The 25,207-nt window shown below is 55.4% G+C and carries 22 protein-coding genes and 1 pseudogene; 14 read left to right on the forward strand and 9 right to left on the reverse strand.

Features of this window, described 5'->3' with window-relative positions; translation table 11 throughout:
- The first annotated feature begins 10 nt into the window (after window positions 1-10).
- From kdsD to yrbL, 11 genes are all read left to right on the forward strand, one after another.
- Window positions 11-997, forward strand: a complete 987-nt coding sequence (gene kdsD / locus AC1MKH_RS21745; RefSeq protein WP_041686367.1) for an arabinose-5-phosphate isomerase KdsD — start codon at window positions 11-13, stop codon at window positions 995-997.
- 14 nt (window positions 998-1,011) lie between these two features.
- On the forward strand, window positions 1,012-1,578 hold the full coding sequence (kdsC, locus tag AC1MKH_RS21750) for a 3-deoxy-manno-octulosonate-8-phosphatase KdsC (RefSeq protein ID WP_276220980.1): 567 nt from the start codon (window positions 1,012-1,014) through the stop codon (window positions 1,576-1,578).
- Window positions 1,575-2,150, forward strand: coding sequence for an LPS export ABC transporter periplasmic protein LptC (gene lptC, locus AC1MKH_RS21755; RefSeq protein ID WP_276220982.1), 576 nt, complete (start codon window positions 1,575-1,577; stop codon window positions 2,148-2,150). The genes kdsC and lptC overlap by 4 nt, the downstream gene beginning before the upstream one ends.
- Window positions 2,119-2,673 (forward strand): lipopolysaccharide ABC transporter substrate-binding protein LptA, encoded by a 555-nt coding sequence (lptA, locus tag AC1MKH_RS21760; protein ID WP_015962826.1) that lies wholly within the window; start codon window positions 2,119-2,121, stop codon window positions 2,671-2,673. The genes lptC and lptA overlap by 32 nt, the downstream gene beginning before the upstream one ends.
- A 6-nt stretch (window positions 2,674-2,679) precedes the next feature.
- On the forward strand, window positions 2,680-3,405 hold the full coding sequence (gene lptB / locus AC1MKH_RS21765) for an LPS export ABC transporter ATP-binding protein (protein ID WP_015962825.1): 726 nt from the start codon (window positions 2,680-2,682) through the stop codon (window positions 3,403-3,405).
- Window positions 3,406-3,452: 47 nt separating this feature from the next.
- On the forward strand, window positions 3,453-4,886 hold the full coding sequence (rpoN, locus tag AC1MKH_RS21770) for an RNA polymerase factor sigma-54 (protein WP_149463999.1): 1,434 nt from the start codon (window positions 3,453-3,455) through the stop codon (window positions 4,884-4,886).
- A 22-nt stretch (window positions 4,887-4,908) separates the two neighbouring features.
- Window positions 4,909-5,196, forward strand: a complete 288-nt coding sequence (gene hpf, locus AC1MKH_RS21775) for a ribosome hibernation promoting factor (RefSeq protein WP_149464000.1) — start codon at window positions 4,909-4,911, stop codon at window positions 5,194-5,196.
- Between the two features lie 56 nt (window positions 5,197-5,252).
- Window positions 5,253-5,741 carry a PTS IIA-like nitrogen regulatory protein PtsN gene (ptsN, locus tag AC1MKH_RS21780; protein ID WP_015962822.1) on the forward strand — a complete coding sequence of 163 codons (489 nt, stop codon included), beginning with the start codon at window positions 5,253-5,255 and terminating at the stop codon, window positions 5,739-5,741.
- A 33-nt stretch (window positions 5,742-5,774) separates the two neighbouring features.
- Window positions 5,775-6,629, forward strand: a complete 855-nt coding sequence (gene rapZ, locus AC1MKH_RS21785) for an RNase adapter RapZ (RefSeq protein ID WP_015962821.1) — start codon at window positions 5,775-5,777, stop codon at window positions 6,627-6,629.
- Window positions 6,626-6,898 carry a PTS phosphocarrier protein NPr gene (npr, locus tag AC1MKH_RS21790; protein WP_015962820.1) on the forward strand — a complete coding sequence of 91 codons (273 nt, stop codon included), beginning with the start codon at window positions 6,626-6,628 and terminating at the stop codon, window positions 6,896-6,898. The genes rapZ and npr overlap by 4 nt, the downstream gene beginning before the upstream one ends.
- 229 nt (window positions 6,899-7,127) lie before the next feature.
- The gene (gene yrbL, locus AC1MKH_RS21795) at window positions 7,128-7,760 is read left to right on the forward strand and encodes a PhoP regulatory network protein YrbL (protein WP_276220990.1); all 633 of its coding nucleotides are present in this window, start codon (window positions 7,128-7,130) and stop codon (window positions 7,758-7,760) included.
- Here yrbL and mtgA read toward each other — a convergent pair.
- The 4 genes from mtgA to mnmL all read right to left on the reverse strand — a co-directional run bounded on the left by mtgA (window position 7,757) and on the right by mnmL (window position 12,800).
- Window positions 7,757-8,482 (reverse strand): monofunctional biosynthetic peptidoglycan transglycosylase, encoded by a 726-nt coding sequence (mtgA, locus tag AC1MKH_RS21800; protein WP_276220991.1) that lies wholly within the window; start codon window positions 8,480-8,482, stop codon window positions 7,757-7,759. The genes yrbL and mtgA overlap by 4 nt on opposite strands.
- Window positions 8,479-9,132 (reverse strand): isoprenoid biosynthesis glyoxalase ElbB, encoded by a 654-nt coding sequence (gene elbB, locus AC1MKH_RS21805; RefSeq protein WP_253898397.1) that lies wholly within the window; start codon window positions 9,130-9,132, stop codon window positions 8,479-8,481. The genes mtgA and elbB overlap by 4 nt, the downstream gene beginning before the upstream one ends.
- 232 nt (window positions 9,133-9,364) lie before the next feature.
- Window positions 9,365-11,701 (reverse strand): aerobic respiration two-component sensor histidine kinase ArcB, encoded by a 2,337-nt coding sequence (arcB, locus tag AC1MKH_RS21810; protein ID WP_015962816.1) that lies wholly within the window; start codon window positions 11,699-11,701, stop codon window positions 9,365-9,367.
- A 172-nt stretch (window positions 11,702-11,873) separates the two neighbouring features.
- On the reverse strand, window positions 11,874-12,800 hold the full coding sequence (gene mnmL / locus AC1MKH_RS21815) for a tRNA modification radical SAM protein MnmL/YtqA (RefSeq protein ID WP_276220996.1): 927 nt from the start codon (window positions 12,798-12,800) through the stop codon (window positions 11,874-11,876).
- A gap of 683 nt (window positions 12,801-13,483) precedes the next feature.
- Here mnmL and gltB point away from each other — a divergent pair.
- The 3 genes and pseudogenes from gltB to AC1MKH_RS21830 all read left to right on the forward strand — a co-directional run.
- Window positions 13,484-17,944, forward strand: coding sequence for a glutamate synthase large subunit (gene gltB, locus AC1MKH_RS21820; RefSeq protein ID WP_276220999.1), 4,461 nt, complete (start codon window positions 13,484-13,486; stop codon window positions 17,942-17,944).
- Window positions 17,945-17,953: 9 nt separating this feature from the next.
- Window positions 17,954-19,372: a glutamate synthase subunit GltD gene (gene gltD, locus AC1MKH_RS21825; protein WP_015962813.1), complete on the forward strand. Its 1,419-nt coding sequence runs from the start codon at window positions 17,954-17,956 to the stop codon at window positions 19,370-19,372.
- 183 nt (window positions 19,373-19,555) lie between these two features.
- Window positions 19,556-20,476: pseudogene (locus AC1MKH_RS21830) on the forward strand (PDDEXK nuclease domain-containing protein); the annotation flags it as partial.
- Between the two features lie 68 nt (window positions 20,477-20,544).
- Here the strand turns inward: AC1MKH_RS21830 and nanQ are convergent.
- The 5 genes from nanQ to nanA form a co-directional block, all read right to left on the reverse strand.
- A complete protein-coding gene (nanQ, locus tag AC1MKH_RS21835) occupies window positions 20,545-21,012 on the reverse strand; it encodes an N-acetylneuraminate anomerase (RefSeq protein WP_276221001.1) in 468 nt (155 codons plus the stop codon).
- The gene (gene nanK / locus AC1MKH_RS21840; protein WP_276221003.1) at window positions 21,006-21,884 is read right to left on the reverse strand and encodes an N-acetylmannosamine kinase; all 879 of its coding nucleotides are present in this window, start codon (window positions 21,882-21,884) and stop codon (window positions 21,006-21,008) included. The genes nanQ and nanK overlap by 7 nt, the downstream gene beginning before the upstream one ends.
- Window positions 21,881-22,570: an N-acetylmannosamine-6-phosphate 2-epimerase gene (locus AC1MKH_RS21845; protein WP_276221117.1), complete on the reverse strand. Its 690-nt coding sequence runs from the start codon at window positions 22,568-22,570 to the stop codon at window positions 21,881-21,883. The genes nanK and AC1MKH_RS21845 overlap by 4 nt, the downstream gene beginning before the upstream one ends.
- A gap of 45 nt (window positions 22,571-22,615) precedes the next feature.
- Entirely contained in the window at window positions 22,616-24,106 is a 1,491-nt protein-coding gene (locus tag AC1MKH_RS21850) for an MFS transporter (protein WP_276221005.1), read from the reverse strand.
- Between the two features lie 176 nt (window positions 24,107-24,282).
- Window positions 24,283-25,176 (reverse strand): N-acetylneuraminate lyase, encoded by an 894-nt coding sequence (gene nanA / locus AC1MKH_RS21855; protein WP_276221008.1) that lies wholly within the window; start codon window positions 25,174-25,176, stop codon window positions 24,283-24,285.
- Window positions 25,177-25,207 lie beyond the last annotated feature (31 nt).

Below are 25,207 nucleotides of genomic sequence, written 5' to 3' on the forward strand. Positions count from 1 at the left end.
GGATAACATTATGTCGCAAATCGATTTGCAACCGGGTTTTGACTTCCAGAAAGCCGGGAAAGAGGTGCTGGAGATTGAACGCGAGGGCCTGGCCCAGCTCGATCAATACATCAACGACGACTTCAGCCGCGCCTGTGAGAAAATCTTCTACTGCAGCGGTAAAGTCGTGGTGATGGGCATGGGGAAATCCGGGCATATTGGCCGCAAAATGGCTGCGACATTTGCCAGCACCGGCACCTCCGCGTTCTTCGTGCATCCGGGCGAAGCCGCACATGGCGATTTGGGCATGGTGACGCCGCACGATATCGTCATCGCCTTGTCTAACTCCGGTGAATCAAACGAAATTCTGGCATTGATCCCGGTTCTGAAACGTTTACAGGTGCCGCTGATTTGCATGACCAGCCGCCCGGAAAGCAGTATGGGCCGCGCGGCGGATATCCATCTGTGCGTGAAAGTGCCGAAAGAAGCCTGCCCGTTGGGCCTGGCGCCGACTTCCAGCACCACCGCGGCGCTGGTGATGGGTGATGCGCTGGCAGTTGCGTTGCTGAAAGCGCGCGGTTTCACTGCCGAAGATTTTGCGCTCTCCCACCCCGGCGGCGCACTGGGTCGCAAGCTGTTGCTGCGCGTAAACGATATTATGCACACCGGCGACGAAATTCCGCGCGTCAGCAAAGAAGCCTCTTTGCGTGATGCGCTGCTGGAAATTACCCGCAAAAACCTCGGCATGACGGTAATTTGCGATGCCAACATGAAGATCGACGGTATCTTCACCGATGGTGACCTGCGCCGCATCTTTGATAATGGCGCCGATTTACGTAGCCTGAGCATCGCCGATGTGATGACCCCAGGCGGCATTCGTATCCGTCCAGGTACGCTGGCCGTTGACGCGCTAAACCTGATGCAATCACGCCACGTCACCTGCGTGCTGGTTGCCGATGGCGATCACCTGCTGGGCGTCATCCATATGCATGATTTACTGCGCGCAGGCGTAGTGTAAAAGGATTAAAAACAATGAGTAATGCTGTCACTTCCGTGGCAACCTGTTACGGCCCGGTGAGCACCGAATTTATTGAGAAAGCGGCGAAAATTCGCCTGCTGATCCTCGACGTCGACGGCGTGTTGTCCGATGGCCTGATTTACATGGGGAATAACGGCGAAGAGCTGAAAGCGTTTAACGTGCGTGATGGCTACGGTATTCGCTGCGCCCTGACGTCCGGAATCGAAGTTGCCATTATTACCGGGCGAAAAGCTAAACTGTTAGAAGACCGCTGTGATACGTTAGGAATTACCCATCTTTATCAAGGGCAATCCGATAAACTTATCGCCTATCGCGAGCTGCTCGGCAAGCTCGGTTTGCAGGCCGATGAAGTCGCTTATGTGGGCGACGATCTCATCGACTGGCCGGTCATGGCGGAAGTAGGTTTAAGCGTTGCGGTCAATGACGCGCATCCGCTGTTGCTGCCGCGTGCAAATTACGTCACCCGTATTGCCGGTGGGCGCGGCGCGGTCCGTGAAGTGTGCGATCTCCTGTTGCTGGCGCAAGGGAAGTTAGAGGAAGCCAAAGGGCAATCGATATGAGTAAAACCAGACGTTGGGTTATTATCCTGCTTTCGCTTGCGGCGCTCGTCCTCATTGGCGTGAATCTGGCCAGCAATGATGATGACGGTCAGGCGGTGGTTAACACCAACGACCCAACTTATAAAAGCGAACATACCGATACGGTGGTCTACAGCCCTGAAGGCGCGTTGAATTATCGGTTAATCGCAGAACACGTCGAGTATTTTTCTGACGAAGCTGTCTCGTGGTTTACCCAGCCGCGACTGACCACGTTTGACACCGATAAAGTGCCAACCTGGTCAATCAAAGCCGATAAAGCGAAGCTGACAAACGATCGCATGCTGTACCTTTACGGTCACGTTGAAGTTAACGCACTGACCCCTGACGCGCAATTGCGCAAAATTACGACGGATAACGCCCAGATCAACCTGGTCACCCAGGATGTTACCTCTGATGATTTGGTGACGTTATACGGAACGACATTTAATTCCAGCGGCCTGAAAATGCGCGGCAATTTACGCAGCAAGAACGCCGAGCTGATTGAAAAGGTTAGAACCTCCTATGAAATTCAGAACAAACAAACTCAGCCTTAAGCTGGCGCTCGCCGGTTCTCTGCTCGCAGCCAGCCTGCCGGCACTGGCACTGACTGGTGATACTGACCAGCCGATTCATATTGAATCCGATCAGCAGTCGCTGGATATGCAGGGCAATATCGTGACCTTTACCGGCAACGTTATTGTGACCCAGGGCAGTATCAAAATTAACGCCGACAAGGTGGTGGTGACCCGTCCTGGCGGCGAAAAAGGCAAAGAAGTGATCGACGGCTACGGTAACCCGGCGACCTTCTACCAGATGCAGGACAACGGCAAGCCGGTGAAAGGCCACGCCGCCAAAATGCACTATGAACTGCAAAGTGATTTCGTGGTGCTGACCGGTAACGCGTATCTGGAACAGGTCGACAGCAACATCAAGGGCGACAAAATTACTTACCTGGTTAAAGAACAGAAAATGCAGGCGTTTAGCGAAAAAGGTAAACGCGTAACGACCGTTCTGGTTCCGTCCCAGTTGCAGGACAAAAACAAAGACCAGGCTCCGGCACAGAAGAAGAGTAACTAATTCGTTATGGCGACATTAACTGCAAAGAACCTGGCTAAAGCCTACAAAGGCCGCCGCGTGGTAGAGGATGTCAGTCTGACCGTCAACTCCGGTGAGATTGTGGGTCTGCTTGGGCCGAACGGCGCGGGTAAAACCACCACCTTCTACATGGTGGTCGGTATCGTGCCGCGCGATGCGGGCAATATCATTATTGATGACGAAGATATCAGCCTGCTGCCGCTGCACGCCCGTGCGCGTCGTGGGATTGGCTATCTGCCGCAGGAAGCGTCCATTTTCCGTCGTCTGAGCGTGTATGACAACCTGATGGCGGTGCTGCAAATTCGCGACGATCTCACCAGCGAACAGCGCGAAGACCGCTGTAATGAGCTGATGGAAGAGTTCCACATCGAACACCTGCGCGACAACATGGGTCAATCGCTCTCCGGGGGCGAACGCCGCCGCGTAGAGATCGCCCGCGCGCTGGCCGCAAATCCGAAATTTATCCTGCTGGATGAACCGTTTGCGGGCGTTGACCCGATCTCCGTTATCGATATCAAACACATCATTGAGCACCTGCGCGACAGCGGTCTCGGCGTGTTAATCACTGACCACAACGTCCGCGAAACGCTGGCGGTGTGTGAGCGTGCGTATATCGTCAGCCAGGGGCAGCTTATCGCCCACGGCACCCCGACAGAGATCTTACAAGACGAACATGTTAAACGTGTGTATCTTGGGGAAGACTTCAGACTCTGATAGGGTAGAAGCATGAGAGAGGTTAGCCGGAGATTATCGCACTGAACATGAAGCAAGGTTTGCAATTAAGGCTCAGCCAACAGCTCGCCATGACGCCACAGCTGCAACAGGCTATTCGCTTGTTACAGCTGTCGACGCTGGAACTGCAGCAGGAACTTCAGCAAGCGCTGGAGAGTAATCCCCTGCTTGAGCAAACCGATATTCATGAAGAAATCGATGCCAAAGAGACGCCGGATAACGAAACGTTAGACAGCGCCGACGCGCTCGAACAGAAAGATATGCCGGAAGAGCTGCCGCTCGATGCCAGCTGGGATGAAATCTACACCGCCGGAACGCCCTCAGGCACTGGCGCAGATTACCAGGACGACGAACTGCCGGTCTATCAGGGCGAAACCACCCAGTCCCTCCAGGATTACCTGATGTGGCAGGTGGAACTCACGCCGTTTACCGATACAGACCGGGCGATAGCCACCTCCATCGTCGACGCCGTTGACGATACCGGTTATCTGACCGTCCCGCTGGAAGATATCCGCGAGAGCATGGGCGATGACGAAATCGGTCTGGATGAAGTCGAAGCGGTGCTTAAGCGGATCCAGCGATTTGACCCGGTGGGCGTCGCCGCCCGCGATCTCCGCGATTGCCTGCTTATTCAGCTCTCTCAGTTTGCCAAAGAAACCCCCCGCCTCGCCGAAGCCCGTCTGATCATCAGCGACCATCTCGATCTGCTTGCCAACCACGATTTCCGATCGTTAATGCGCGTCACGCGTCTGAAAGAAGACGTGTTGAAAGAAGCGGTGGATCTGATTCAGTCACTGGATCCGCGTCCGGGTCAGTCGATCCAGACCGGCGAGCCGGAGTACGTTATCCCTGATGTGCTGGTACGCAAAGTCAGTGGCCGCTGGGTGGTGGAACTCAACGCCGACAGCATTCCACGTTTGCAAATTAATCAGCACTACGCGGGCATGTGTAACAACGTCCGTAACGACGCCGACAGCCAGTTTATTCGCAGTAATCTGCAGGATGCGAAGTGGCTGATTAAAAGCCTTGAGAGCCGCAACGACACGTTGCTGCGCGTCAGCCGCTGCATCGTTGAGCAGCAGCAGGCGTTTTTTGAGTCCGGCGAAGAGTATATGAAACCGATGGTGCTGGCGGATATCGCCCAGACCGTCGAGATGCACGAGTCCACGATTTCACGCGTGACTACGCAGAAGTATTTGCATAGCCCGCGCGGTATTTTTGAGCTTAAGTATTTCTTCTCAAGCCATGTGAATACTGAGGGTGGCGGTGAAGCCTCATCCACGGCGATTCGCGCGCTGGTGAAGAAATTGATTGCCGCGGAAAATCCCGCGAAACCACTGAGCGACAGTAAGCTGACCTCCATGCTCTCCGATCAGGGTATCATGGTGGCCCGTCGAACCGTTGCGAAGTACCGAGAGTCTTTATCCATTCCGCCGTCTAACCAGCGTAAACAACTGGTGTGACTCAACTGATAAGGAAGACACTATGCAGCTCAACATCACTGGACACAACGTCGAAATCACTGAAGCCCTGCGCGATTTCATCAACACGAAATTCGTGAAGCTGGAACAGTATTTTGAGAGGATCAATCAGGTCTATATTGTGTTAAAAGTGGAGAAATTGACGCACATCTCGGATGCGACCCTGCATGTTAACGGGGGCGAACTTCATGCCAGCGCGGAAGGGCAGGACATGTATGCTGCTATTGATCTGTTGATCGACAAACTGGCGCGGCAGCTTAATAAACATAAAGATAAACTGAAACAACACTAATTGTCCGGGCGGTCGCCCGATGCCGGTAAAGTGTCGGGCGATGCTTAGGTGAAATTATGATAAATAACGATTCGGCTCTACAACTGAGCAATGTGCTTAACCAGGAATGTACCCGCAGTGCTGTTCACTGCCAGAGTAAAAAACGTGCGCTGGAAATCATCAGTGAACTGGCGGCAAAGCAGTTAGGTCTGCCTCCTCAGGTGGTGTTTGAAGCGATTCTCACCCGCGAGAAAATGGGCAGTACCGGCATTGGCAATGGCATCGCCATTCCACACGGTAAGCTGGAAGAAGATACGCTGCGCGCCGTGGGCGTTTTTGTGCAGCTTGAAACGCCGATCGCGTTCGACGCCATCGACAATCAGCCTGTCGACCTGCTGTTTGCTCTGCTGGTGCCTGCGGACCAAACCAAAACGCACTTACATACGCTTTCACTGGTGGCGAAACGTCTGGCGGATAAAACTATCTGCCGCCGCCTGCGCTCAGCGCAGAGTGACGAAGAGCTTTATCAAATCATCACCGAAACGGAAAACAGTGATGAAGCGTAAGGGAAATGAGTTCGTACTGAGGAGAAACGGTACATGGTACTGATGATCGTCAGCGGCCGCTCAGGCTCGGGTAAATCCGTGGCCTTACGGGCGCTGGAAGATATGGGTTTCTACTGTGTGGACAACCTGCCGGTAGTCCTGCTGCCAGAGCTGGCGAAAACGCTGGCCGACCGGGAGATCTCCGCCGCCGTCAGTATCGACGTGCGTAATATGCCGGAGTCGCCGGAAATCTTCGAAAAAGCGATGGAAAATCTGCCGGACGCATTTTCTCCACAACTGCTGTTCCTTGATGCCGATCGCAATACGCTGATCCGTCGTTACAGCGACACGCGCCGTCTGCACCCGCTTTCCAGCAAAAACCTGTCACTGGAGAGCGCCATCGACAAAGAGAGCGACCTGCTGGAGCCGCTGCGCTCACGCGCGGACCTTATCGTCGATACCTCCGAGATGTCGGTACACGAGCTGGCAGAAATGCTGCGTACCCGCCTGCTGGGCAAACGCGAGCGCGAACTGACGATGGTGTTTGAATCCTTCGGCTTCAAGCACGGTATTCCTATCGATGCGGATTACGTCTTCGACGTACGCTTCCTGCCAAACCCGCACTGGGATCCAAAACTGCGCCCAATGACCGGCCTCGATAAACCGGTTGCCGCATTCCTCGACAGGCATACGGAAGTCCATAACTTTATCTACCAGACCCGCAGCTATCTTGAGCTATGGTTACCTATGCTGGAAACCAATAACCGTAGCTATCTGACCGTGGCGATTGGCTGTACCGGCGGTAAGCACCGTTCGGTGTATGTCGCCGAACAACTGGCTGACTACTTCCGCTCTCGCGGTAAGAACGTGCAGTCTCGTCACCGGACGCTGGAAAAACGTAAATCATGACCGTAAAGCAAACCGTTGAAATCACCAACCGGCTGGGCATGCACGCCCGGCCAGCGATGAAGCTGTTTGAACTGATGCAAGGTTTTGATGCGGAAGTACTGCTGCGCAACGACGAAGGCACAGAGGCGGAAGCCAATAGTGTGATTGCGCTGTTGATGCTGGACTCCGCCAAAGGACGCCAGATTGAAGTGGAAGCCTCCGGCCCGCAGGAAGTCGAAGCGCTGGCCGCGGTTATTGCGCTGTTTGAATCTGGGTTTGATGAAGATTAAGTAGTCTCCCTTCCCCATGCCGGATGGCGGCTTCGCCTTATCTGGCCTACGAAAAGCTCCTCTACCGTAAAAACGCCATTTGGCGTTTTTTTTTATTATCCCTGTACAATTTGTGCGCTTTTTAGTCCAGGATTAACCTTAAGAAAACCTTAACAAGGTTCGTTTATGTTTCATTTAAGTTTGGTGTCGATACTGGTCAATTGTCAGCAAATAATTCCAGGAGCGCGTCATGTTACATTTATCGGATCACACCCCCCTGGGCACCGGAAGACATCGTAAATGTTATGCGCATCCGGATGATGCCCAACGCTGCATCAAAATCGTCTACAACAACGACGATGGCGGCGATAAAGAGACTAAGCGAGAGTTGGGCTACTACGCGCATCTCAATCGCTATCTGAAGGACTGGAGCGGTATTCCTCGCTATTACGGCACCGTTGAGACCGACTGCGGAACAGGTTACGTGTATGACGTGATCAGCGACTTTGACGGTAAACCGTCTATCACCTTAAAACAGTTCGCTGCGGAGTGTCGCTACGAAGAAGATCTGGTTGTGCTGCGTCAGATCCTGCGCTCGTTGAAGAAGTACATCACCGAAAACCACATTGTGACCATGACGCTGAAACCAGCCAATATTCTGTGCCATCGCATCAGCGAATCGGAAGTGGTGCCGGTTATCTGCGACAACATCGGCGAATCAACCTTTATTCCACTGGCCACCTGGTCAAAATGGTTCTGTCGTCGTAAGCAGGAGCGTCTGTGGGAACGTTTTATTGCCCAGCCGGTACTGGCAGCTGCACTGAATAACAGCAAGCCGCGCGAAGAGCGCAGCACGCTGGAGCTCTCTTCTCGTAAAGCTTAATGCAGTTGGTGGCGGGTCATGAAGGATTCGCCGCCGAGCTGACGCATCTGGCGCATTATCCACGCCTGGCGGCTACGCACGTAGCCTGAAGGGGCATCCGCTTTAAAGCGAATCGGGTTCGGTAGTACAGCGGCTAACAGCGCCGCTTCCGACATGGTCAGCCTGCTGGCGGATTTATGGAAATAGCGTTGAGCAGCGGCTTCTACGCCAAAGGTGCCCTCGCCAAACTCAGCGATATTCAGGTAAACGGTCAGAATACGTTTCTTACTCCAGACGGTTTCAACGCCTACCGTCAACCCCGCTTCCAGCCCTTTACGCAACCAGCTACGGCCATCCCACAGCAGCAGGTTTTTCGCTGTCTGCTGCGACAACGTCGACGCGCCGCGAATGCGGTTTTCGTTGCGTTCGTTATGCGAAAGTGCCTTTTCGATCGCCTGAACATCGAACCCCCAGTGCTCCGGGAATTTCTGATCTTCGGCAGCGATCACCGCCAGCCCCATCCACGGCGAGATTTCATCCATGCTGACCCAGTCGGAATGCGCCACATAATGGAAATCGCCGCTCAGCCAGGCGCTTAGCTGGCGCTCGACCATCACCGCAGAAAAGGGCACTGGCACAAAGCTGAATAGCGCGATGCCACCGCCCCAGAACAGCACAAGCAGCAACGCGACGCGCCAGGCGATACGTTTTATCCACGCCAGCGGTGAGACGCGCTTGCTCATTCAGCCAGAACCAGCACGCGCGCCACCAGCTTCTCAATGCCCTCGGCAGCTTCAGCAATGTTCTGCGCCAGCATATAAGCCGGTGTAGTCACCACTTTGTTGTCTTCATCAACAACGATGTCATCCACCGGGCACGGCACATGCTCCGCGCCCATCTCTTCCAGCACTTCTGCTGTGTCGATATCCGTGCCGATGGTAATGCGCAGCGGGAAATCAAAAATCTTCGGTAACATCGCCGGGGCGATACACATAAAGCCGAGCGGTTTTCCCGCCTGATGCATTGCCTGCGCCAGCGCTTTCAGATGCGCATCAACCTCGCACGCCGCGCCCTGCGTGGCAAAGTTAGAGAGGTTTTTCGCCGCGCCAAAACCGCCGGGCACAATCAGCGCATCCAGCTCTTCCGCCTGTGCGCTGGCGAGCGGGCGCACGTCGCCGCGCGCAATGCGCGCAGACTCGATCAGCACATTGCGGCTTTCGCCCATCGCTTCTCCCGAGAGATGGTCGATAACATCGAACTGGCGCTTATCCGGCGCAAAGCACACGGCCTGCGCGCCGCTACGGGCAATGGCCAGCAGCGTTATGGTAGCTTCGTGAATTTCAGACCCGTCATAGACACCGCAGCCGCTTAAAATAACGCCAACTTTTTTCATGATGCTTATCCCTCGCTGTAACTGACTGAAGATTATTACTATTTCTGATTAACTCGCTATGCTTCACATATTTTGCTGATTCATGTAACAAATGTTTCAAGTTTTGCTATCTTAATCTGCGTGCAATCGTATTCATCAGGTTGTGTCTTACTAAAATCCTATTACATCTTATGGCGCAGCCACGATTTCCCTGGTGTTGGCGCAGTGTTCGCGCACCCCGGTTTAGCCGGGGTCATTTTTTTTCAGCGTTCGCCACCCAGGATTTAAGCACCGCGACATCGTGCTGCCACTCGGTTTTCATCTCTTCAACCCATTCACCGACGTTATCCCACCAGGCCGGTAAATCAGGTGACTGGATCTGCTGCCCCAGCTGTTGCAGATGACGCAGGCCCACGGAACCCGCCGCGCCCTTAATTTTGTGCCCTTCCTCGACAATGCCTTTCTGATCGCGTGCAGTCAGATTCGATTCCAGCACCGCCAGATATCCCGGCATCATCTTCTCAAAGACGGCCAGACCGTCGGTAATTAGCTTCGGTCCTACCAGTTCGATGTACTGCTCCAGCATCGGAATATCCAGTAACTGCTGTGATTTACCCTGTTCAGTTGGCATTGCGGTACTCTCCTCGTCGTCGGCGGTGTCCCAGAATTTTTTGATCATCGCGGTGAGGGCCGGTACTGATAACGGCTTGCTCAGCACATCATCCATCCCCGCTTCCAGATACTCTTTTTTATCTTTCAGCACGTTAGCCGTCAATGCCACCAGCGGCGGCAGATCATCAGCGGCAAATTTCTGTTTTAACTCGCGAGAAATATCCAGCCCGGTCATATCCGGCAGTTGAATATCCAGCAGTACCAGGTCGTATTCACCTGGCGTAAACATCTCCAGCGCAGCCTTCCCGGTCATCGCCACGTCAACGCTGTTGCCGAGTTTTTCCAGTACCGAGCGGGCGACAATGACGTTCAGTTCGATATCTTCCACCAGCAGCACGTTGAGCGCCGGCAACGGCATATCGTCGTCGTCCAGCGTATCTTCAACTTCGTCGGCAACGGCAGGCGCGTGGACGGTCAGAATAAAGGTTGAGCCCTGGCCTGGGTTACTGGTGACTTCAATATCGCCGCCCATGTCGCGCGCCAGACGGCGCGAAACGGCCAGTCCAATCCCGGTGCCAGTTGCCGGTTTACCGCCCTGGCTGTCTTTCACCTGGTAGTACATGGCGAAGATTTTATCCTGCTCTTCCTGCGGAATACCGATACCGGAGTCGGCCACTTCAAAGTGCAGCATATCGCCTTCGTCGTAACGGATACGCACTTCAACCTTGCCCTGCTGGGTAAATTTCACCGCATTGCTGATGAGATTCCACAGAATCTGTCGCAGGCGCGTACCGTCGGTAATCACTTTATGCGGCAGCGGCAAGCTCGGTTCCATGACGAAGCGCAGCCCTTTCTGTTGCGCCTGCAAGCCGGAGAGGTTTTCTAAATCGGAGAGGAAGCCGGTAAAGTCGATAGTCTGGTTATCCAGCTGAACTTTACGGCGCTCCATTTTATCCATATCGATGATATCGTTGAAGATATTTCCCAACGTCACCGCAGAAACATGGATAGTTTTCAGGTATTTTTCCTGTTCGGCGGTCAGGTCGGTATCAAGCAGAATACGGCTGAGGCCAACGATGCCGTTAAGCGGCGTACGCAGTTCGTGGCTGATGGTGGAGATAAAGGTGGTCTTATCGCGGCTGGCGCGCTCCAGAGCGTCCTGATAACGCTTACGCTCGGTAATGTCGCGGCCAAAGCCCATCAGGCCGTGGCGCTTACCGACACGATCGTAATAAGGCACTTTACGGATTTCAAAGCAGGCTTTGCGGCCGTCCGGGTAATCCAGCCACTGTTCATAGGTGAGCGAGACGTTATGACGGAACACTTTCTCATCGGTTTCCAGCACTTTCGCCGCGGCTTCCGGCGAGTAAACGTCCTCCGGGTGCAGGTTTACAAGCTGCTTTTCACTCTTACCGGTTAACAACTCCATCGCCCGGTTACAGCCAGAAAACTCTTTATCTTCATTGCGATAGAAGACCAGGTCTGGTGAGGCATCGAGGAACGAGCGCAGGAAGGAGGATTGCTGCTCGAGGCGGATTTGCGTCTCTTCACGCTCTTTCATCTCGACCTTCAGCTGCTCAAGCGTAGTTTCACGCTCGGCTTCCGCCTTTTCACGATCGCTGATTTCCTGGTTGAGCTGCGAGATGTTGTCTTTGAGTTGAACGTTAAGTTTGAGATCGCGCTCGCGCATCTCTTCGAGCTTCTCCACCAGCTTCGATAAGCGCTGGCGAGATTCTTCCAGTTGCTCGACCACCACCGATAAAAAGTAGACCGCCCACGGCGTAATCAACAGACCAAAGAAGATAGAGCGGATCACATCAATGCTTTCAACCTGGCCGTGCAGCACCATGGTTACGGCCATCTGCACCACAATGGCCAGCACCACCAGCGCAAGGGCCAATAGCATTGAAAAGCGCACCAGACCCAGCTTCATCATCAGGTCGACGTAATACTGCGCCAGTAAACGGATTTGCTTCATAGGGGGTTCCTTCACGTCATCGTCGCTCAATAATACCCAATTCTGAGCAATGCGTTGAAGGTTGTGTGAAAAATGGTGAGTTGTGCGGTCTTTGTGCCGGATGGCGCCATCCGGCATTTAGCACCCGTAGGTCGGATAAGGCGCTAACCGCCATCCGACATTTAGCCGCACATTAGCTTAACGCTTTCCACGGAGTCCCCAGCGCCGATCCCTGCACCCCATGTTCATTCAAATACTTATCCAGCTCCACCATCCCGGTCCAGCGGTTTTCACACCACAGTGGCGCGAGCAGCGTCGGGCGACGCGCGCTGGCGGAAATGCGGTGATAAATCACCTCGGGTGGCGTATGGCGAATCATCTTGCCTGCCGTCACGGTGTAATCATCCAGCTCAATACCGCTTAAGCGCCCCGCTTCCCATGCCTTCGCCATAATGCTGCCCTTCACGATATGCAGCGGATGCAGTTTAATGCCGTCCACGCCGGTCTCCACCACACGTTCCAGAGTTTGCAGACATTCACTCGCCCCTTCGCCCGGCAGGCCGACAATCAGGTGCGAACAGACCTTCAGCCCGCGTTCGCGTGCCAGCCGCGTCGTGTTCTGGTAGCAGGCGAAATCATGCCCCCGGTTGATGCGATGCAGCGTTTTATCGTGCGCGGTTTGTAGCCCCAGCTCCAGCCACACCTCATAACCCTGGTCTTTATATTCGCTGAGCAAGTCGAGCACCGCTTCCGGTACACAGTCCGGGCGCGTACCCACGCACAGACCCACGATATTGGCCTGACTGACTGCCTGCTGATACATAGACCGCAGCACCTGCACTTCCGCAAAGGTACTGGTATAAGCCTGGAAATAGGCAAGATAGCGTTTGGCGCGATTCACCAGGCTGGCCTGATGTTCAAGCTGCTCGGCAATCGAGCGGTACTGCTGCGCTTCGTCGGCAAAAGAGGCGACATTGCAAAATGTGCAGCCGCCCCGGCCAATAGTGCCATCACGATTCGGGCAGCTAAACCCGCCATGCAGCGTCAATTTATGGACCTTTTCGCCATAGCGACGCGCAAGATCCCCACCAAACATATTGACTAATTTTTGTAACTGCATAATCTGATAGACCGGCCTGTAGAAAGGGGCCAAGCCTGCCATTTTTAGTCTCGATCGGCGATGACCTGGATCAATCGCCCGGTAGACCTTTACCTCATTGCATAATCACTCAGAATAAATGCAATTTCATTCACCGCCAAACCGATTACTTTTGCTTATATACGCCGCTTATTTTGCAATAATCCGCCTCTCGTAGAAAAACAGAGTGATCCTATACCCGCACAACCATTGCCAGTGTTATGTGCTACTTTAGGCGGAAAATTCAGCACAGGCCGTTTATCACAGCGCTTCCAGACAGTGAGTCAGATCACACTCCATCCGCACCTGTTTCGTGGTTAATACAATGTAAAAAATGGACAAAAACCATAAATATCATTGAATTAAGCCTCCTATAGCACATTTTTAGATAAATAAGTTTGCCATTTGACCTGTCTACGGATTCCCGATAAGTTGGAAATCCGCTGGAAGCTTTCTGGATGAGCACTCAGCTCATCATATTTATGCAGTAATTGAGATTCCCTCTGAAGCAAGTCCTCAAACTTGTTTGACCTGCGCGAAAAGGCAAAAGAGGGCGAATGCGAGATTGGTCATTGAACGACCCAATCCCGTCGCCATGCTCTTTCTGCGCCCGTGCGCAATCGGTGTCGGAGTGAGTCACGTAGAGCCTGGGGAGGTTCACTGATATGTTGTACGATAAATCCCTTGAGAGGGATAACTGTGGTTTCGGCCTGATCGCCCACATAGAAGGCGAACCTAGCCACAAGGTAGTGCGTACCGCAATACACGCACTGGCCCGCATGCAGCACCGTGGGGCAATCCTCGCCGATGGTAAAACCGGTGACGGTTGCGGCCTGCTGCTGCAAAAACCGGATCGTTTCTTCCGCATTGTGGCGGAAGAGCGCGGCTGGCGTTTAGCCAAAAACTACGCCGTCGGCATGCTGTTCCTCAATCAGGATCCAGACAAAGCCGCCGCATCGCGCCGCATCGTTGAAGAAGAACTGCAACGTGAAACGCTCTCTATTGTTGGCTGGCGCGATGTGCCGACCAATGAAGGCGTTCTCGGTGAAATCGCCCTCTCCTCGCTGCCCCGTATCGAGCAAATCTTTGTTAACGCCCCGGCTGGCTGGCGCCCGCGCGATATGGAACGCCGTCTGTTCATCGCCCGTCGCCGCATTGAACAACGCCTGGTGGAAGACAAAGAGTTCTACGTCTGTAGCCTGTCTAACCTGGTGAACATCTATAAAGGTCTGTGTATGCCGGCGGATTTGCCGCGCTTCTACCTGGACCTCGCGGACCTGCGTCTGGAATCGGCCATCTGCCTGTTCCACCAGCGCTTCTCCACCAATACCGTGCCGCGCTGGCCGCTGGCGCAGCCGTTCCGCTATCTGGCGCACAACGGTGAAATCAACACCATTACCGGTAACCGTCAGTGGGCGCGCGCGCGTACCTATAAATTCCAGACGCCGCTGATCCCTGACCTGCACGACGCCGCACCGTTCGTTAACGAAACCGGCTCTGACTCCAGCTCAATGGATAACATGCTCGAACTGCTGCTGGCAGGCGGGATGGATATCGTGCGTGCAATGCGTCTTCTGGTTCCGCCAGCCTGGCAGAACAACCCGGATATGGACCCGGAGCTGCGCGCGTTCTTCGACTTTAACTCCATGCACATGGAGCCGTGGGATGGCCCGGCGGGCATCGTGATGTCCGATGGTCGCTACGCGGCCTGTAACCTTGACCGTAACGGCCTGCGCCCGGCGCGCTACGTCATAACCAAAGACAAGCTCATCACCTGTGCATCGGAAGTCGGGATCTGGGATTATCAGCCCGACGAAGTGATGGAAAAAGGCCGCGTTGGGCCGGGCGAGCTGATGGTGATCGACACCCGCAGCGGCCGCATTCTGCACTCTGCCGAAACCGATAACGATCTGAAAAGCCGCCACCCGTACAAAGAGTGGATGGAGAAAAACGTCCGCCGTCTGGTGCCGTTTGAAGATCTGCCGGACGAAGAAGTTGGTAGCCGCGTGATGGACGATGACACGCTCGCCAGCTACCAGAAACAGTTTAACTACAGCGCGGAAGAGCTGGATTCGGTTATCCGCGTGCTGGGCGAAAACGGCCAGGAAGCGGTCGGTTCAATGGGCGATGACACCCCGTTTGCCGTGCTCTCCAGCCAGCCGCGCATTATTTACGACTACTTCCGTCAGCAGTTTGCGCAGGTGACTAACCCGCCAATCGATCCGCTGCGTGAAGCGCACGTCATGTCGCTGGCGACCAGCATTGGCCGCGAGATGAACGTCTTCTGTGAAGCAGAAGGCCAGGCGCATCGCCTGAGCTTCAAATCGCCAATCCTGCTGTTCTCTGATTTTAAACAGCTCACCACAATTGCAGATGAGCACTATCGCGCAGACACGCTCGATATTACTTATGACGCAACTGAAACCTCGCTTGAGGCAACGGTGAAAGCGCTGTGCGATAAAGCCGAAGAGATGGTGCGTAACGGCACCGTTCTGCTGGTGCTCTCTGATCGCAACATCGCCAAAAATCGTCTGCCGGTTCCGGCACCGATGGCGGTTGGCGCTATTCAGGCGCGCCTGGTCGATAAGAGCCTGCGCTGCGATGCCAACATCATCGTCGAAACCGCCAGCGCCCGCGACCCGCACCACTTTGCCGTGCTGCTGGGCTTTGGCGCGACGGCTATCTACCCGTATCTCGCCTACGAAACGCTGGCGAAACTGGTCGATACCAAAGCGATTGATAAAGCGTATCGCACCGTGATGCTGAACTACCGTAACGGCATCAACAAAGGTCTGTACAAAATCATGTCCAAAATGGGCATCTCAACCATCGCCTCTTACCGCTGCTCCAAACTGTTTGAAGCGGTCGGCCTGCACGATGATGTGGTTGAGCAATGCTTCCAGGGCGTGGTCAGCCGTATTGGCGGCGCGGGCTTCGACGACTTCCAGCAGGATCTGCTGAACCTGTCGAAACGTGCCTGGCTGGCGCGTAAACCGATTAGCCAGGGCGGCCTGCTGAAGTACGTGCACGGCGGTGAATATCACGCCTATAACCCGGACGTGGTGCGCACCCTGCAACAGGCAGTGCAAAGCGGCGAGTACAGCGACTATCAGGAATACGCGAAGCTGGTCAACGAGCGTCCGGCGGCAACGCTGCGTGATTTATTAGCTATCACGCCAGGTAGCGACGCCGTCAGCATTGATGAGGTTGAACCGGCAAGCGATCTGTTTAAACGCTTCGATACCGCAGCGATGTCTATCGGCGCATTGAGCCCGGAAGCACATGAAGCGCTGGCGGAAGCGATGAACAGCATCGGCGGCAACTCTAACTCCGGTGAAGGCGGTGAAGACCCGGCGCGTTACGGCACCAACAAGGTATCGCGCATCAAGCAGGTGGCTTCCGGTCGCTTCGGCGTCACGCCAGCGTACCTGGTCAATGCCGATGTCATTCAGATTAAAGTCGCTCAGGGCGCGAAACCGGGCGAAGGCGGTCAGTTACCGGGTGATAAAGTCACCCCGTACATCGCCAAACTGCGCTATTCGGTGCCGGGCGTGACGTTAATCTCCCCGCCGCCGCACCACGATATTTACTCTATCGAGGACTTAGCGCAGCTGATTTTCGACCTGAAACAGGTCAACCCGAAAGCGATGATCTCCGTGAAGCTGGTTTCCGAACCGGGCGTCGGCACTATCGCCACGGGCGTGGCGAAAGCCTATGCCGATTTAATCACCATCGCCGGTTATGACGGCGGTACGGGGGCAAGCCCGCTGTCGTCAGTGAAATATGCAGGCTGCCCGTGGGAACTCGGTCTGGTGGAAACCCAGCAGGCGCTGGTTGCCAACGGCTTGCGTCATAAAATTCGTTTGCAGGTCGATGGCGGCCTGAAAACCGGCGTCGATATCATCAAAGCAGCGATTCTCGGCGCGGAAAGCTTCGGCTTCGGCACCGGCCCGATGGTGGCGCTGGGTTGTAAATATCTGCGTATTTGCCACCTGAACAACTGCGCGACGGGCGTGGCAACTCAGGATGACAAACTGCGTAAGAACCACTATCACGGCCTGCCGTTCAAAGTGACCAACTACTTTGAATTTATCGCCCGTGAAACCCGCGAGCTGATGGCGCAGCTTGGCGTGACGCGTCTGGTCGATCTGATTGGCCGTACCGACCTGCTCAAAGAGCTGGATGGTTTCACCGCCAAACAGCAGAAGCTGGAGCTGTCTCGCCTGCTGGAGACCGCCGAGCCACATCCTGGCAAAGCGTTGTACTGCACCGAGACCAACCCGCCGTTCGATAACGGCGTGCTGAATGCGCAACTGCTGCAACAGGCAAAACCGTTTGTCGATGAGCGCCAGAGCAAAACCTTCTGGTTCGATATTCGCAACACCGATCGCTCCGTGGGCGCGTCGCTCTCCGGCTATATCGCGCAAACGCACGGCGACCAGGGTCTGGCAGCCGATCCGATTAAAGCACACTTCAGCGGCACCGCAGGCCAGAGCTTCGGCGTCTGGAACGCGGGCGGCGTAGAGCTGTACCTGACCGGCGATGCCAACGACTACGTCGGTAAAGGCATGGCGGGCGGCCTGATTGCCATTCGTCCTCCGGTTGGCTCCGCCTTCCGCAGCCATGAAGCGAGCATTATCGGCAACACCTGCCTGTACGGCGCGACCGGTGGTCGTCTGTATGCCGCAGGCCGCGCGGGTGAACGTTTCGGCGTGCGTAACTCTGGCGCTATCACCGTGGTAGAAGGCATTGGCGACAACGGTTGTGAATATATGACCGGCGGTATCGTCTGTATTCTGGGTAAAACCGGCGTTAACTTCGGCGCAGGCATGACCGGCGGCTTCGCCTACGTTCTGGATGAAAGCGGCGATTTCCGTAAACGCGTCAACCCGGAACTGGTGGAAGTGCTGGACGTTGACTCTCTGGCAATCCATGAAGAGCATCTGCGCGGGCTGATTACCGAGCACGTACAGTTAACCGGTTCCCAGCGCGGCGAAGAGATTCTGGCTAACTGGCCGGCATTCTCTGCCAAATTTGCTCTGGTTAAGCCGAAGTCCAGCGATGTCAAAGCACTGTTGGGTCACCGTAGTCGTAGCGCAGCTGAGCTGCGCGTGCAGGCGCAGTAAGGGGTCATCATGAGTCAGAACGTTTATCAATTTATCGACCTGCAACGCGTTGATCCCGCTAAGAAAGCGTTAAAGATCCGCAAGATCGAGTTTGTTGAAATTTACGAGCCGTTTTCAGAAGGTCAGGCCAAGGCGCAGGCCGATCGCTGCCTCTCGTGCGGCAACCCGTACTGTGAATGGAAATGCCCGGTACACAACTACATCCCGAACTGGCTGAAGCTCGCCAATGAGGGGCGTATTTTTGAAGCGGCAGAACTGTCGCATCAAACTAACACCCTGCCGGAAGTCTGTGGGCGCGTCTGCCCACAGGACCGTCTGTGTGAAGGTTCCTGTACCCTGAACGACGAGTTCGGCGCGGTGACTATCGGCAACATCGAGCGCTATATCAACGATAAAGCGTTCGAGATGGGATGGCGCCCGGATATGTCGGGCGTGAAGCAAACCGGCAAAAAAGTGGCGATTATCGGCGCGGGCCCGGCGGGCCTGGCGTGCGCGGATGTGCTGACGCGCAACGGCGTAAAAGCGGTCGTGTTCGATCGTCACCCGGAAATCGGCGGCCTGCTGACCTTCGGTATTCCGGCCTTTAAGCTGGAAAAAGAGGTGATGACCCGTCGCCGCGAAATCTTCACCGGCATGGGCATTGAGTTCAAACTGAATACCGAAGTGGGCCGTGACGTGCAGCTTGAAACCCTGCTGAGTGATTACGACGCGGTGTTCCTCGGCGTCGGCACCTATCAGTCAATGCGCGGCGGGCTGGAGAACGAAGATGCCTCCGGCGTGTTTGATGCACTGCCGTTCCTGATTGCCAATACCCGTCAAATCATGGGCTTTGGTGAGAACAAAGACGAGCCGTACATCAACATGGAAGGCAAACGCGTGGTGGTGCTTGGCGGTGGCGACACGGCGATGGACTGCGTGCGTACTTCCGTGCGTCAGGGCGCAACGCACGTCACCTGTGCCTATCGTCGTGACGAAGAGAACATGCCAGGCTCACGCCGCGAAGTGAAAAATGCGCGTGAAGAAGGCGTTGAGTTCCAGTTTAACGTGCAGCCGCTGGGCATTGAAGTGAATGCTAACGGCAAGGTGAGCGGCGTGAAAATGGCGCGCACCGAGATGGGCCAACCGGATGCGAAAGGCCGCCGTCGTGCGGAAATCGTTCCTGGCTCCGAGCACGTTGTTCCGGCAGATGCGGTGGTGATGGCGTTTGGTTTCCGCCCGCACAGCATGGAATGGCTGGCGAAACACAGCGTCGAGCTGGATTCTCAGGGCCGCATCATCGCCCCGGAAGGTCACGAAAATGCCTTCCAGACCAGCAACCCGAAAATCTTCGCCGGTGGTGACATTGTGCGTGGTTCGGACCTGGTAGTGACCGCCATCGCCGAAGGCCGTAAAGCGGCTGACGGCATTATGAACTGGCTGGAAGTGTAAACCCTCCCTCAGCGCCACCTGCCTGGAAAGGAAGGTGGCGCTGAAATCCCCCCGCTTTTACTGGAAAGCCTCTCGCAATTCCTTAAGAAAATTAATGCAATACGCTGTTGCGGATTGTTCCACGCGAACGCCCGGCGTATAGCTGTTCCATTTTCAACGCAGGCTCGCATTGAGGGATAAAGGATGGAATCGCTCCCCGCACAATCTACCGCTGGTTATCAGCAGATTCACGACGGTATTATTGATCTGGTCGATAGCGCCCGGACGGAAACGGTACGTAGCGTTAACGCGCTGATGACAGCGACATACTGGGAAATTGGCCGACGAATTGTCGAGTTTGAACAAGGCGGCGAGGCCAGAGCGGCTTATGGTGCACAGCTGATTGATCGGTTATCGCAGGATTTAAGTCGAAGATATAAACGTGGGTTTTCCACCAGCAATTTATGGCAGTTTAAAAAATTTTACCTTTACTTTCAACGTATTGAAATTATGCAGACAGTGTCTGCAGAATTCAACCCTACGATTCTCCAGACAGTGTCTGGAGAATTCAGCTCCACAATTCGCCAGACACTGTCTGGAGAATCTTGCCATTTAGCGCAACTTGCCAAATCCTTCCCCCTACCCTGGTCCACCTATGTCCGATTGCTTTCCGTTAAAAGCCCTGATGCCCGTAACTTTTACGAAAAAGAGACACTTCGCTGCGGCTGGTCTGTTCGCCAACTTGAGCGGCAAATTGCTACCCAGTTTTATGAGCGCTCATTGCTCTCTCGTGATAAATCAGCCGCCTTGCAGCAGGCCATCTCTGCGGAGACCGCCATCATCCCGCAACAAGCGATACGCGATCCCTTCGTACTCGAATTTCTGGAGCTTAAAGATGAGTACTCAGAATCCGATTTTGAAGAGGCGCTGATTAACCATCTAATGGATTTCATGCTGGAGCTTGGGGATGATTTCGCCTTTGTGGGCCGACAGCGGCGGTTACGCATTGATGACAACTGGTTTCGGGTGGATCTGCTGTTTTTCCATCGCCCTTTACGCTGCTTGCTTGTTGTAGACCTTAAGGTCGGGAAATTTAGCTATACCGATGCCGGGCAAATGAATATGTGCCCTCCCCCCGGACGACGATTGCGATTTTTCCAGGCCGGATAAGCGCCAGCGCCATCCGGTTTTTTTTAACGCGCGAGCATGCTGGCGCGGACTTTAACCACCGTTTTTTTGATATCTCGCGATAGCGCCACGGTACACCCCGGTTTATGCGGCTCTCCCGGCATAAACACGGCGAACATTCCCGGTTTTAACGTCACCACTTGCTCATCCTCGATGGCAGAGCAAAGCTGATAATCTTCATCAGCATGCAACTCTTCGCACTGCCGTGCCGCCCCTGCCACACCGAACAAAATCCGCTCTTCACCCATCAGCAAGAGCTGGATATCCACATACTGCACATGCAGCTCAGCTTTCTTGCTCTCGGCAGGCTGAGTGGAAAATTCCATCACATTCATAAAGATATCGTCACCGCGCAGTTCATAGCGCCCCGGCGCTTTTTCCTGTGGTCGCGCGGTTAATGAAAGCGTAAGCGCCTCGACCAGCACGGGATGTAACCCCGTTGCGTTCAGCGCCTGAATATCCCCTGTTACCATGATTTTTCTCCCTGGGCCAGCAGCGCGGCCCCCAGTAATCCGGCGTCATGCCGATAATGCGCCGATTGTAATGTGACCTGATAAACGTCAGGTTCCTGCGCCAGGCAGGCCTCCACTCGCGCTAAATATCCTTCCGCCAGCCCAACGCTGCCGCCAATGACCACACACTGACAATCCGTCGTCGCTTTTACATCGGCGATGAGTCTCGCCAGCGTATGCGCCGAGCGGTGAATGAGTTGCGTTGCCTGTTCATTGCCCTGTCCCGCGCGAGTGAAAATTGTTCTGGCGTCACATCCGGCGAGTTCCCCCTGAGCCGCTGCGGCAATCCCGCGCCCTGAAGCAATGGCTTCTACGCAGCCCCGACGACCACAGCCGCACATCGGCCCGTTAGGATCGGCCAGCGTATGCCCCAGATGCCCGGCCAAACCGCCCGTTCCGGCAAGCAGTTTGCCCTGGCTTATAACACCGCCCCCCACGCCCGTGGAGACGGTGAGGAAAACCATGTCACGATAATCGCCATGCAGGGCATGATATTCCGCCCACGCCGCTGCCTGTGCGTCATTCACTGCCAGTGTCGGCAGCCCGGTTATCGCTTCCAGCGTGTTCGTGAGCGGAAAATTCAGCAAGCCGCCCAGATTAAGCGGGTTAATCGCCAGCAGCACGCCATCGCGAATAATCCCGGTTGAGGCGATGGCCACCCGCGTGGCGCGAGGGAAAAGCGGCTCAACCAGCGTTTGCAAAGCGTCGCGTAGCGCATCCGGCGTCTTGCTCGCCGGTGTGGGTAGCTCGCGACGTTCCAGCAGGTTCAGCGCATCATCCACCAGGGCGGCTGCCAGTTTGGTGCCACCGATATCAATCGCCAGCGTGGTCATAGCACCGCCTTTTTTAACGCCGTGTTGTACCACTGGCAGATGTGTTCAAGACGTGTGATAGCAGAACCGACCGTGACCGCCCACGCGCCGTGGCGCATCGCCTCAGCCGCCTGCGCAGGGGTGTTGTAGCGCCCTTCGGCAATCACCCGGCAGCCTGCGTCACTTAAGGATTTCACCAGTGTGAAGTCTGGCTCTTCCGGTGTCTGCGGCGTGGTGTAGCCCGAAAGCGTGGTGCCGATAATGTCTGCGCCCAGACGCTGACAGGCCATACCGTCTTCAAATGTTGAGCAATCGGTCATCGCCAGCAAACCGTGCTGGTGAATCTGTGCCAGAAGCGCTTCTACGCCCGCCGGGCGCACGCGGTCCGTGCCATCGACGGCGATGATATCGGCCCCGGCCTGTGCCAGTGCATCGACATCTTCCAGGAAAGGCGTGATACGTACCGGTGAGTCATCAAGGTCACGTTTGAGGATGCCAATAATCGGGATGGACACGAGCGCGCGAGTGGCGCGTAAATTCGCTACGCCTTCAATGCGCAGTGCAACTGCCCCTGCCTGTTCCGCCGCCAGCGCCATCGCGGCGACAATGTCAGGTTTATCCAGCGGGCTATCAGGGACGGGCTGGCAGGAGACAATCAGCCCGCCAGATTGCGCAATGTTGTTATTCAGCTGTTCAAGTAAAGACATCATCATATCCTCGGAGAAGCGCCCGGCCTGCGCCGGGCTCCCTGGTTAACTTTTACTTTTCACTAATCCGCTTTTATCGCCGCCAAACGGTACGGCTCCACTGAACGGTTTACCGTCGATCGCATCGTGTGTGCGCAGCGCTTCAGGGCGGATCCAGCGTTGAACGCGCGTGGGCATATCAAGGCCGATCAGCAGGATCACCACAAAGGTCAGGCTGAAGGAGAGCGAGCCCAGCGCGGTTCCCAGATCCAGCCGTTGGGCGATCAACGCACCGAGGATCGGAGCCAGCGCGCCGCCTAACGCACCGACGTTGTAGGTAAAGCCCAGCCCTGCCGCACGTTGATCCGTTTCGAAATACCCCCCGATCAGTTTCGGTAAGATCCCCGAGATCCCCTGCCCCAGCATTTGCTGGAAGAAGAGCAGGAAACCGAGCACCCACACGCTGGAGCCGCCGATCGCAAACACCGGGATGATCAATAACTGCGAGGCCAGCAGGCTACAGACATACGCTTTACGCGTACCCAACCAGTCGCCAAGGAAACCACCCACGCAGCAGCCTACTGCCGCACCAAATCCACTGAAGAACAGGACGTTCGCCACGGTGTGCGGGTCATAGGCCAGCTCGGTTTTCAGATAGGTCGGCAGCAGCGCCTGAATTGGCCACGAGTAGAGGAAAGCAAACAGCACGACCACCATCAGCATCACGCCGGTCGGCCAGCGTTTGCCACTGCTTTGCACCATAAAACTGATGAAGATAATCGCGCACACCAGGCCCAGCAGCGCCACCAGCCCGGCAATGCGCGCTTCACCGGCGAAGCAGTACCACAGCGATGCACCCGCGACGCAGGTCATGATGATGTTCATTACCCGATACTGGCCGCGATAGAGAATATCGACCATCGTGCGTACCGGGGCTTTGCCTTCGTGTTTCGCTTTCCAGTCTTCCGCTTCCGGGATGTTTTTACGTAACCAAAGCGCAAAGACGATTGGCACGATGCCGATGAAAAACAGCGCGCGCCAGCCCCAGACGGGCACCACCAGGCTGTAAACCTGTGCCGCGATGACAGCACCGACGGAGAAGCCGGAAATCAGGAAGCCGCTGGCTTTATTACGTAGCTGTTTTGGCCAGCTTTCAATGACATAGGTTGCGCTGGAGCCGTATTCTCCCGCCATCCCCATGCCGATCACCAGACGGGCGATAAACAGGGAGGTGTAGCCCGGCGCAAAGCCGCAGGCGAGCGTTCCCATTGAGAAGAGAATGATGCTGGTGACCATTGCCAGGCGGCGACCGTAGCGATCCCCCATTGCGCCCAGCATCAGGCCGCCGAACCAACGAGAGATAAAGGCGGCAGAAATCAGGCTTGCCGCCTGTACTGTGGTTAAACCGAATTCACCCTGCACTTCGGTCAACACCAGGGCGATTAAGACAAAATCAAAACCATCAAGCAAATACCCCAACCAGGCGGCGGAAAATGCCCGCCATTGTGCCCGGTTGAGATGGCGATACCACGGGATGTTCTGGGTTGTTGTACTCATGGTGAGTCTCCCGCGGTGGGCCAGGCCCACGCGCTTTGGTATGAATGTGTTTGGATGGGTGCGGGTTATCCCCCTCACCCTAACCCTCTCCCTCAAGAGAGAGGGGACCGACCGCGCCAGTGGTTAAGTACGTGCGCTTTTCTCCCTCTCCCTGTGGGAGAGGGCCGGGGTGAGGGTCAGCCCCGCTCCTGCATCAACTGCTGCGCCAGCGCTTTCAGCTCCGGCAGGTATTTCTCGTCCACCGGGGCAAACGGTTTGCGGCACAGTGGTACGGAGACCACATCCATGTAATGCAGCACCGTTTTCAGCCCACGGAAGACGCCGACTTTGATCAGCAGATCGATAACCTTGTTACACTCGCGCTGCAACCGCTGCGCCTTCGCGATATCGCCCGCTTTCAGCGCCTGCGCGATCCCCATGTAACGCCAGCCCATGATGTTGTAAGTACTGCCGATCCCGCCATCGGCCCCCGCCAGCAGGCCCGAGGCGAAGATTTCGTCATAACCGTTGTAAAGCACCAGATCCGGATGTTCGCGGCGGATCTGCTCCATCTGATACAGATCGCCCGAGGTTTGTTTCAGCGCGCCGACGCCCGGCAACGTGACCAGCGTATTGATTTGATCCAGCGTCAGTTTTACACCACTCAGCGCCGGAATGTTGTAGACCACCATCGGTAATCCATCAGCCGAGTCGATAATTGCGCGATAGTGATCGCAATGTTCTTCAAAGCTGAACGGATAGTAGAACGGCGTCACCGCAGATACCGCATCGAAGCCATAACGTTTTGCCGCTGCCGCCAGCTGCTGGCTTTCCGCCGTGCTCACACAGCCGACGTGGGCGATCAGGGTGATTTTCCCTTTTCCCTCTTCCGCCACAATTTCAAGCACTTCTTCACGCTCGGCGAGGCTTTGAATAAACGCTTCTCCGGTTGAGCCACCCACGTAGACGCCATCAATGCCCTGCGCGATGTTAAAACGTACCAGGCGACGCAGGCTCTCTTTATCAATCTTTTGTTGTGCGTCGAAAGGGGTGAGAAGCGCGGGCATTACGCCCCGTAAGTTGCTAGCCATACATACCTCGTAGTGATGTTTAATTGGATTA

The organism is Pseudocitrobacter sp. CD920760 (genome assembly GCF_057782505.1).

What these genes read in the sequence shown, in the direction of transcription:
- arcB (WP_015962816.1), bottom strand. Translation starts at nt 11,701, where the DNA reads ATGAAGCAAATCCGTTTACTGGCGCAGTATTACGTCGACCTGATGATG.
- nanK (WP_276221003.1), bottom strand. Translation starts at nt 21,884, where the DNA reads ATGACCACGCTGGCGATTGATATCGGTGGCACCAAACTGGCAGCCGCC.
- hpf (WP_149464000.1), top strand. Translation starts at nt 4,909, where the DNA reads ATGCAGCTCAACATCACTGGACACAACGTCGAAATCACTGAAGCCCTG.
- lptB (WP_015962825.1), top strand. Translation starts at nt 2,680, where the DNA reads ATGGCGACATTAACTGCAAAGAACCTGGCTAAAGCCTACAAAGGCCGC.
- lptC (WP_276220982.1), top strand. Translation starts at nt 1,575, where the DNA reads ATGAGTAAAACCAGACGTTGGGTTATTATCCTGCTTTCGCTTGCGGCG.
- nanA (WP_276221008.1), bottom strand. Translation starts at nt 25,176, where the DNA reads ATGGCTAGCAACTTACGGGGCGTAATGCCCGCGCTTCTCACCCCTTTC.
- kdsD (WP_041686367.1), top strand. Translation starts at nt 11, where the DNA reads ATGTCGCAAATCGATTTGCAACCGGGTTTTGACTTCCAGAAAGCCGGG.
- AC1MKH_RS21845 (WP_276221117.1), bottom strand. Translation starts at nt 22,570, where the DNA reads ATGTCTTTACTTGAACAGCTGAATAACAACATTGCGCAATCTGGCGGG.
- npr (WP_015962820.1), top strand. Translation starts at nt 6,626, where the DNA reads ATGACCGTAAAGCAAACCGTTGAAATCACCAACCGGCTGGGCATGCAC.
- rapZ (WP_015962821.1), top strand. Translation starts at nt 5,775, where the DNA reads ATGGTACTGATGATCGTCAGCGGCCGCTCAGGCTCGGGTAAATCCGTG.
- kdsC (WP_276220980.1), top strand. Translation starts at nt 1,012, where the DNA reads ATGAGTAATGCTGTCACTTCCGTGGCAACCTGTTACGGCCCGGTGAGC.
- gltD (WP_015962813.1), top strand. Translation starts at nt 17,954, where the DNA reads ATGAGTCAGAACGTTTATCAATTTATCGACCTGCAACGCGTTGATCCC.
- lptA (WP_015962826.1), top strand. Translation starts at nt 2,119, where the DNA reads ATGAAATTCAGAACAAACAAACTCAGCCTTAAGCTGGCGCTCGCCGGT.
- gltB (WP_276220999.1), top strand. Translation starts at nt 13,484, where the DNA reads ATGTTGTACGATAAATCCCTTGAGAGGGATAACTGTGGTTTCGGCCTG.
- AC1MKH_RS21850 (WP_276221005.1), bottom strand. Translation starts at nt 24,106, where the DNA reads ATGAGTACAACAACCCAGAACATCCCGTGGTATCGCCATCTCAACCGG.
- elbB (WP_253898397.1), bottom strand. Translation starts at nt 9,132, where the DNA reads ATGAAAAAAGTTGGCGTTATTTTAAGCGGCTGCGGTGTCTATGACGGG.
- yrbL (WP_276220990.1), top strand. Translation starts at nt 7,128, where the DNA reads ATGTTACATTTATCGGATCACACCCCCCTGGGCACCGGAAGACATCGT.
- mnmL (WP_276220996.1), bottom strand. Translation starts at nt 12,800, where the DNA reads ATGCAGTTACAAAAATTAGTCAATATGTTTGGTGGGGATCTTGCGCGT.
- mtgA (WP_276220991.1), bottom strand. Translation starts at nt 8,482, where the DNA reads ATGAGCAAGCGCGTCTCACCGCTGGCGTGGATAAAACGTATCGCCTGG.
- ptsN (WP_015962822.1), top strand. Translation starts at nt 5,253, where the DNA reads ATGATAAATAACGATTCGGCTCTACAACTGAGCAATGTGCTTAACCAG.
- rpoN (WP_149463999.1), top strand. Translation starts at nt 3,453, where the DNA reads ATGAAGCAAGGTTTGCAATTAAGGCTCAGCCAACAGCTCGCCATGACG.
- nanQ (WP_276221001.1), bottom strand. Translation starts at nt 21,012, where the DNA reads ATGGTAACAGGGGATATTCAGGCGCTGAACGCAACGGGGTTACATCCC.